This window comes from Mesorhizobium sp. M8A.F.Ca.ET.021.01.1.1, assembly GCF_003998025.1.
Taxonomy (GTDB): domain Bacteria; phylum Pseudomonadota; class Alphaproteobacteria; order Rhizobiales; family Rhizobiaceae; genus Mesorhizobium.
The window spans coordinates 1-7,471 of sequence record NZ_RZSJ01000287.1; the positions used below are offsets into that span (position 1 = coordinate 1).

Annotated in this window: 7 protein-coding genes and 1 pseudogene; 4 read left to right on the plus strand and 4 right to left on the minus strand. The window is 62.1% G+C overall.

All coding sequences use genetic code 11. From position 1 onward, the window contains the following. Positions 1–219: pseudogene (locus EOA36_RS20970) on the minus strand (tRNA (N6-threonylcarbamoyladenosine(37)-N6)-methyltransferase TrmO); the annotation flags it as partial. A gap of 177 nt (positions 220–396) precedes the next feature. Between EOA36_RS20970 and EOA36_RS20975 the strand changes: the two are divergent. Together EOA36_RS20975 and metF are read left to right on the plus strand one after the other, a co-directional pair. Next, positions 397–1,419, plus strand: a complete 1,023-nt coding sequence (locus EOA36_RS20975; RefSeq protein WP_127279245.1) for a metalloregulator ArsR/SmtB family transcription factor — start codon at positions 397–399, stop codon at positions 1,417–1,419. Further along, positions 1,419–2,336, plus strand: a complete 918-nt coding sequence (metF, locus tag EOA36_RS20980) for a methylenetetrahydrofolate reductase [NAD(P)H] (RefSeq protein ID WP_127279246.1) — start codon at positions 1,419–1,421, stop codon at positions 2,334–2,336. Before EOA36_RS20975 ends, metF begins: the two co-directional genes overlap by 1 nt. Before the next feature lie 410 nt (positions 2,337–2,746). Here metF and EOA36_RS20985 read toward each other — a convergent pair whose 3' ends face one another. Next, positions 2,747–3,664: a DMT family transporter gene (locus EOA36_RS20985; RefSeq protein ID WP_127279247.1), complete on the minus strand. Its 918-nt coding sequence runs from the start codon at positions 3,662–3,664 to the stop codon at positions 2,747–2,749. A 278-nt stretch (positions 3,665–3,942) separates the two neighbouring features. Between EOA36_RS20985 and EOA36_RS20990 the strand changes: the two genes are divergently transcribed. Both EOA36_RS20990 and EOA36_RS20995 read left to right on the plus strand, forming a co-directional pair. Further along, entirely contained in the window at positions 3,943–5,163 is a 1,221-nt protein-coding gene (locus EOA36_RS20990; protein ID WP_127279248.1) for an alanine racemase, read from the plus strand. A 249-nt stretch (positions 5,164–5,412) separates the two neighbouring features. After that, positions 5,413–5,694: a hypothetical protein gene (locus EOA36_RS20995; RefSeq protein ID WP_189553288.1), complete on the plus strand. Its 282-nt coding sequence runs from the start codon at positions 5,413–5,415 to the stop codon at positions 5,692–5,694. A 187-nt stretch (positions 5,695–5,881) separates the two neighbouring features. On the opposite strand, the gene EOA36_RS21000 is transcribed toward EOA36_RS20995, so the two are convergent. Further along, positions 5,882–7,060 carry a lytic murein transglycosylase gene (locus EOA36_RS21000; RefSeq protein WP_127279250.1) on the minus strand — a complete coding sequence of 393 codons (1,179 nt, stop codon included), beginning with the start codon at positions 7,058–7,060 and terminating at the stop codon, positions 5,882–5,884. A gap of 175 nt (positions 7,061–7,235) precedes the next feature. Continuing rightward, positions 7,236–7,471, minus strand: a 236-nt coding sequence (locus EOA36_RS21005) for a GH25 family lysozyme (protein ID WP_281040070.1), incomplete at its 5' end; no start/stop codon positions are given.

The window sequence follows — 7,471 nt, forward strand, 5'->3', positions numbered from 1 at the left end:
TTGCAGGCCGCTGCGATAGGGCGCGTCGATGGTCAGCACCGCCGGCTGTCCGGTCTCACGTGCCGTGCGCATGTTCTTCGGGCAGCTTTCCCGGGTGGTCCATGGCGAGGCGATACGGCCGATGAAGACGATGCCGCCATCCGGCGGCATCGTCGCCGGATCCTGGTCCAGTCTCCTCTCGCCTTCGCGTGCCTCGAACATCTCACGCGGTTCGCTCATCGGCCGATCTTCTTGCTGATGCATGTCATTGTCCCAAAACCGCTACACGTTTTTGGACGGCATGCACCGAAAAATCACGCATGCGGCATTTTCTTGTCCGGAAGCGACATAGCGCTTGCGTGGTTTCGAAAATCGACATAAACATATGTTTATATCTTTTTCAAAGAGAATACGCTGATGCATGTCTCGCTCGACACCATGGTGGATACGCTGAAGGCGGCGGCCGAATCCAGCCGCCTGCGCATATTGGCACTGTTGTCGCGCGGCGACCTCACCGTTTCCGACCTTACGGAAATTCTCGGCCAGTCGCAGCCGCGTGTCTCGCGGCACCTGAAACTTCTGCTCGAGGCCGGGCTGATCGGCCGCTACCAGGAAGGGTCGTGGGCCTTCTTCCGCCTGTCGGACGCCGATTCCGCGCGGGACTTCGTGATGGGGCTGGTCTCCGGCATTCGGGGCGCCGACCCGCAGGTCGAGCGTGACCTGGAGCGGCTGACCTCGGTCAAGCGCAAGCGCCAGGACCGCGCCACCGAGTATTTTTCGCAGAACGCCGCAAGCTGGGATCATATCCGCTCGCTGCATGTGCCCGACCGCGCCGTGGAGGCCGCGATGCTGAAGCTGGTCGGCAAGCGGCCGTTCCAGTCCATGCTCGACCTTGGCACCGGCACCGGGCGGCTGCTCGAAATCTTTTCGCCGCTCTACCGGCGCGGCATCGGCATCGACATGTCCCGCGAGATGCTGACCGTGGCGCGCGCCAATCTCGACAAGGCCGGCGTTTCGAATGCGCAGGTGCGGCAGGGCGATATCTTCTCGCCGCCGGTCGAGCGCGATGCCTTCGATCTCGTCACCATCCACCAGGTGCTGCACTATCTCGACGATCCGGCCCGCGCCATCCACGAGGCAGCGCGGCTTTTGCGCCCGGCGGGCCGTCTGGTCATCGTCGATTTCGCGCCGCACGCGCTTGAGTTCCTGCGCGACGAGCATGCGCATATGCGGCTGGGCTTTTCCGACCGGCAGATCGGGGAGTGGTTCTCGGAAGCCGGCCTCGATCTCGAGGATGCCCAGGAATTCGAACCGCGCGGCGGCAACGAGGCCAGGCTCACCGTCAAGCTTTGGCTTGGCCGCGACCGGCGCCTGCTGATCGCCGATCCTGCCAACGCCAGCCAGCAGACCAGAGTGAGCTCGATAGGGGAAATCGCCTGATGAACCAGTTTCGTTTTTCCCGCCGTCCCGATATTGGCGACAAGGTCAGGGTTTCGTTCGAGTTCTTCCCGCCGAAGAACGACGAGATGGAGGCAAGGCTGTGGGATACGGTCACAAGGCTGGAGCCGCTGCAGCCGAAATTCGTCTCGGTGACCTATGGCGCCGGCGGCTCGACACGTGAGCGCACGGCGCGCACCATCGGCCGCATCCTGAAGGAGACCAGCCTGACGCCGGCGGCGCACATGACCTGCGTCGATGCCGCCCGCCATGAGGTCGACGCCGTGATCCAGGAATTCACCGACATGGGCGTGAAGCGATTCGTCGCTTTGCGCGGCGATCCGGCGGAAGGCGTCGGCGCTGCCTACCGGCCGCATCCGGACGGCTACGCCAATGGCGCCGAACTCGTCGGGGCGCTGAAGGGCGCCGGCGATTTCGACATCTCGGTTTCAGCCTATCCGGAAAAGCATCCGGAAAGCCCTGATTTCGCCACCGACATCGATATGCTGAAGCGCAAGGTCGACAATGGCGCGACGCGGGCCATCACCCAGTTCTTCTTCGAGAACGATCTCTACGAGCGTTACGTCGAGCGCGCGCGCCGCGCCGGCATCTACATCCCGATCGTGCCCGGCATCCTGCCGGTGCACAATTTCACCCAGGTCGCCAATTTCTCGGCGCGCTGCGGCGCGTTGGTGCCGGCTTGGCTGGCCGAGCGCTTCGACGGCCTGCAGAACGACCCACAGACGCATGCGCTGGTGGCATCCGCGGTGGCCGCCGAGCAGGTGTTGGACCTGGTCGAGCGCGGCGTTGGCGATTTTCACTTCTACACGATGAACCGGGCCGATCTGGTGTTCGCCGTCTGCCACATGATCGGCATCCGCTCGCACGAGGCGGAGGTGGCCGGATCGGCCGCCGCCTAGGGGGCAGCCGATCAAGCAAAAGGCCGGGTAAAAACCCGGCCTTTCGAATTGGTTGGACTATTAGGTGCTGGTCTTCCCCGTCTTGGCGGGTTCAGGGAAGGACGCCCATAATGAGGGCGCCGATGAAAGCAAACGCAGCACAAATCATCAATGCGTTGATTGGCCTCGTAAGTCCCATGACATAGCCTCCTCTTAAAGAGCTATGCCCTGGAGTCTAGGTTCATTTGTGCCACAGGCAAGCGGAAAATGTGCTGCATTGCGACGTAAATGTGGAATTCGCGACCTCGGTTTTGCCGTTAGCCGTTGAAACTCTTCGGCAAAAACCGGCTTCAGGCCTGTGAATAAATTATGGCGGGATGGTGTCGTTGGCGTGTCATGACAGCGCTACCGCGATGCCGGCATGCCGCGCACTAACGTCTTCCGAACAGGCGCCCGTCGATGGTGACAAGGCCGAGACCGATCAGCACCACGCCGCCGATCTCGAACAGTTCGAGCCGTTCGCCGAGGAACAGGAAGCCGAGCAGCATGGCGCTGGCCGGCACGATCAGCGTGACCAGCGAGGCGTTGGTGGCCCCAGCCGAGGCGACGAGGTTGAAGTAGAGGATATAGGCGAAGGCCGTCGATAGAAGCGCCAGCGCCAGCACCGCCGCCCACACCGGCGGCGAGGCGGAGAACAGGCCGGCGGGGCCATGGGCGAAGAGCACGATCGGGATCATGATGATGGTCGAGGCCGTCAATTGTCCGGTGGCGACGACCGGCGAGGGCACGCCCTTGAAGCGGCGGGCGACCATCAGCGCAACGCCATAGGAGAGCGATGCGCCGATCAGCGCGAATTTGGCCCAGACCGGGCCGCCCAGCCCGGCGAGCAGGCCGGGACCGATCATCACGGCGGTGCCGGCGACACCGAGCCCGATGCCCGCGAGCTTGTTCCAGGACAGCTTTTCGTCCGAGGTCAGGGCATTGGCGAGGATCAGCGTCCAGAACGGTGTCGTCGCGTTGAGGACGGAGGCGACGCCGGCACCGAGCTGGGTCTGGCCGGCGAAGATCAGCGAGAAGGGGACGACGTTGTTGGTGAAGGCCAGCAGGAAGAACAGGCCGGCATGCGGCAGAGCAAGGCGGAAAGACGGGCCGCGCAAGCCGAGATAGAGCTGCAGCGCGATCGCGGCGATGGCGACGCGAAACAGCACCAGCACCAGCGGGTGAAGTTCCGCCACCGCGATGCGGGCGAAGAAGAACGAGCCGCCCCAGATCGCGCCGAGCAGCAGCAACTGGCCCCAGTCCTTGAGCGCCATCGGTCCACGTGACGCAGATATAGCGGTCACTGCCATATGAATCCTCCCCCAGATGGCCGGAATGCCAACCACAAGGCAGAAGCCATATCCGGTTCGCCGACAAGGGCCACCCGAAACTGGACCGATGGCCTTCTGACAAGCCAATGCGGCACCGTCAGGGGGCGCGAGACAGAGAATTGTATTCATTGCAGCGCCGCGCGTCTCCAGAGACGCGCAAAGGACGCTGCAAGATGAAAGTCGAAATTGACTTTCGGGGTCATGCGCTAGCCGCTAGCTTGGATTAATTGTGCGCAGTCGAAGTCGAGGATTCGTCCATGCAGCGATTCGAGAATGCCCGCGAGGCGGCACTGGCGCTTCGCCCGGACGATCCGGTCTATTGCTTCCGCCCGCAGGTGCTGAAGGCCGATGCCAGGCAGTTCATGGGCATGTTCCGCGGCAAGACCGCCTATGCGGTCAAGACCAATGGCGAGCAGATCGTGCTGAAGACGCTGGTCGAGGCCGGCGTCACTGCCTTCGACGTCGCTTCCCCAGGCGAGTTCGCCGCCGTGCGCGCTGTCTCGCCCGATGCCGAGATGCTCTACATGCACCCGGTCAAGGCACAGTCCGACATCAAGCTGGCGCTGGAAAAATACGGCATCCGCGTCATCTCGCTCGACCATGAGGACGAGATCACTAAGCTGACCCGGGTGGTGCGGGCGCTCGATATCGATCCGGGCGCGGTCACCGTCTTCGTGCGCGTGCAGACCAAGGGGCATGCCGCCTACGAGCTGTCGAAGAAATTCGGCGCCGGGCCGGCCTATGCGGTCGAACTCGCCGAGCGGCTGAACCGCACCGGCTACAAGGTCGGCCTGTGCTTCCACGTCGGCAGCCAGATCGAGGACCCCGACACCTATGAGCGGGCATTGGCCTCGGCCGACTGGGTGCGCAACCGGCTGACCTTCGACATTGCGGGGCTCGATGTCGGCGGCGGTTTTCCGGCCGAATACGGACATGATCCCAACCGCAAGCAGATCGAGATGCCGTCGCTCGGCCAGATCATGTCGCGGCTCTCCGGCGACCTGAAGGAATATCAATTCGACCAGATACCGCTGGTGGCGGAGCCGGGCCGGGTGATCGTGGCGCGCTGCCTGTCGCTGATCGTGCGCGTGCTCCTGCGCAAGGGCAAGCGGCTCTACATAAATGACGGCATCTGGGCGTCGCTGTCGGATTCATGGACCGGCAAGATCACGCTGCCGGCGCGCTTCATCCCCGATCCGGCGATCCGCACGCGCAATGGCGACGAGAACAACATCGTGCCGTTCAAAGTGTGCGGCGCGACCTGCGATTCCGTCGATATCCTGTCGCGGCCGTTCTGGCTGCCGGAAACCGTCGATACCGGCGACTGGATCGAGATCGGCCATATCGGCGCCTACTCGCTGTCGCTCAGGACCCGCTTCAACGGCTTTTATCCCGACACTTTCGTCGAGGTGACGACGCCCTTCGACGAGGGCGACGCGCCGCAGGGGTTTGCAAGCCTGGAGACGATGGCGGATTAAGCTTTCTTCCTCCTCCCTTTGTGGGCCTGTTGCGTAATTGGCTGGTTGTGATTCCCTGAGATGAAGCTCGGAGGAATCGCAATGCGGGCCAGGTCCAGCACCTTCGGGGCGAAGAGTTCTTGCGGCATGGACCTGCGAAAGAGCTACTTGACGATGGACGCTAAGCCGAAGAGAAGTGTCTAGGGCGTCGGTGGAAGTTTGTATCGAGCGGCTACTATGGTATTATATTTCCTTATAGGCGTTATTTTGATGGCGGCTTTTATCATTGCCGTTTCTGGTTATGTTCAAAATGCGTATTATAAAAGGAAATCTGCTCACTGGCCATCTGTCGAAGCGACAGTAATAGATCGTCTTTTGCAGGGATCCGAACCTCCGGATTATTGCCTGGAAGTGCGATACGAATTTAACGGGAGACTTTTCCATTCTATCCTCCGTGACAATTTACACAAAGTTAGTGACAGGATGGATGTGGGGGAAAAATTATTTGTGAAAATAAATCCAGAAAATAATTCTATCTGCTATTTAGGCTGATTTTCGACAGAATCGGAGCGCTGGGGAGGAAATGCGAAAGACCCGCCAGCCACCTTGCCGCCAAGAAAAACCTCCGCCAAGCTGACCCGTTTGCTTCACCGCCATTGCGATTCATCCGAGTTTCATCTCAGAGAATCACAACCAGCCAATTACGCAACAGGCCCACAAGGGGAGAAGGAAGAGGAAGCTACAGCTTTCCCAGCAACTCCGGCGTCGGCCAGCCATCAACCGGCAGGCCTAGCCGCATCTGCTCCTTGCGGATGGCTTCGCGGGTGTTGGTGCCCAGGATGCCGTCGACCGTGCCGACATCGTAACCGCTGGCCTCGAGCTTGGTCTGCAGCGCCTTCATCTGGTCGTTGTTGAGACCCGGCTCGGGATTGCGCGGATCGAGGGGCGGTGCGCCCGCCAGCCGCGCGGCAAGATTGGCCGCGGTCAGCGCGTAGGTGAAGGACTGGTTCCATTCGAGATAGACGTCGAAATTCTCATAGGTAAGGAAGGCCGGACCCTTGCGGCCCATGGGCAGCGCCAGGCCGGCCTGCAGGCCCTTGTCGACCAGCGGCGAGCCGTCGGGGTTGGTGACGCCCCACTGCGCCCACTGTGTCAGCGGCAATTTGTTGGTGCGGCCGGTCTGGTCCCATGGCATCTCGTCGGGCACGCGCACTTCCTGGATCCAGGGCTCGTCGCGTTTCCAGCCGCGCGACAGCACCTTGTTGCCGGTGGTCATGATCACGTCCGGCACGCTGTTTCGCAGGTCGATCTTGCCGTCTCCATCGCCGTCGACGCCGCGCGCAAGATAGTCGGACGGCAGGATCTGAGTCTGGCCGATCTCGCCAGCCCAGGCGCCCGTGACATCGGCTGGCAGCACGCCGCGATCGATCAGTTCCAAGAGCGGCACCAGTTGCTGCCGGAACAATTGCGGGCGGCGGCAGTCATGCGACAGCGTCACCAGTGCGCTCAGCGTGTGGAAATCACCCTGGACGGCGCCGAAATCCGTTTCAAGCGCCCAGAAGGCGGTGATGACAGGCGCCTGGACGCCGAACTGCTGGTCGGCGCGGGCGAAGATATCGGCGTATTTCTTCATGTTCGCCGCACCTTGCTTCAGCCGGTAGGCCGAGATCATGCGGTTGGAAAACTGGACGAAGGTTTGCGTGAAGACTCCCTGGGCGCGGTCGCGAGCCAGAGCCTTCTCGTCGATCCTGGCATCCTCCAGCGCATCGAGACCGACGGCGCCGACACCGGCAGCCTTGGCTTCCGCCGCCACACCCTGTTTCCAGGTCTCGAAATCGCCGCCGCATTCCTGCGCCATCGCCGGCAAGGCCGTGGCGCACAAGAACAGCGCCGCGAGGGCTTGAGAACGCAGTCGCATCAGCTTCCTTTCGAAACGAAGAGGGCTTTGTCGTGCCTGGAGGCCAACGCCCTGAATTACCAGCGGTTGCACTCTTTACCGCTGGTAGTGTCGAAAAGCAGGCGGCAGGCCCGGTGTCAACGGGTCTTCTGCCGCAGCCACCAATCCAGCCGGCCTCGCTACCGTTGCCACGGTGTCAACGTGTGTTCTGCCGCAGCCACTTGTTCCAGGCGGCTTCCGAGCCGTTGAAGACGTTGATGTCGGACTTGCCGGTCATGCCGGGAACGATGCCGGTTCCGGTGTACTGCCAGAAGGTGAAGGGGTGGCTGCCATACTTTTCGCGCGGGTGGCCGGCGACGGAGCGCAGCCAGTAGGGATAGCCGCGGAAGGTCGACAATTCATTGTCGTCGAAGAAATCGACCGAGGTGTAGA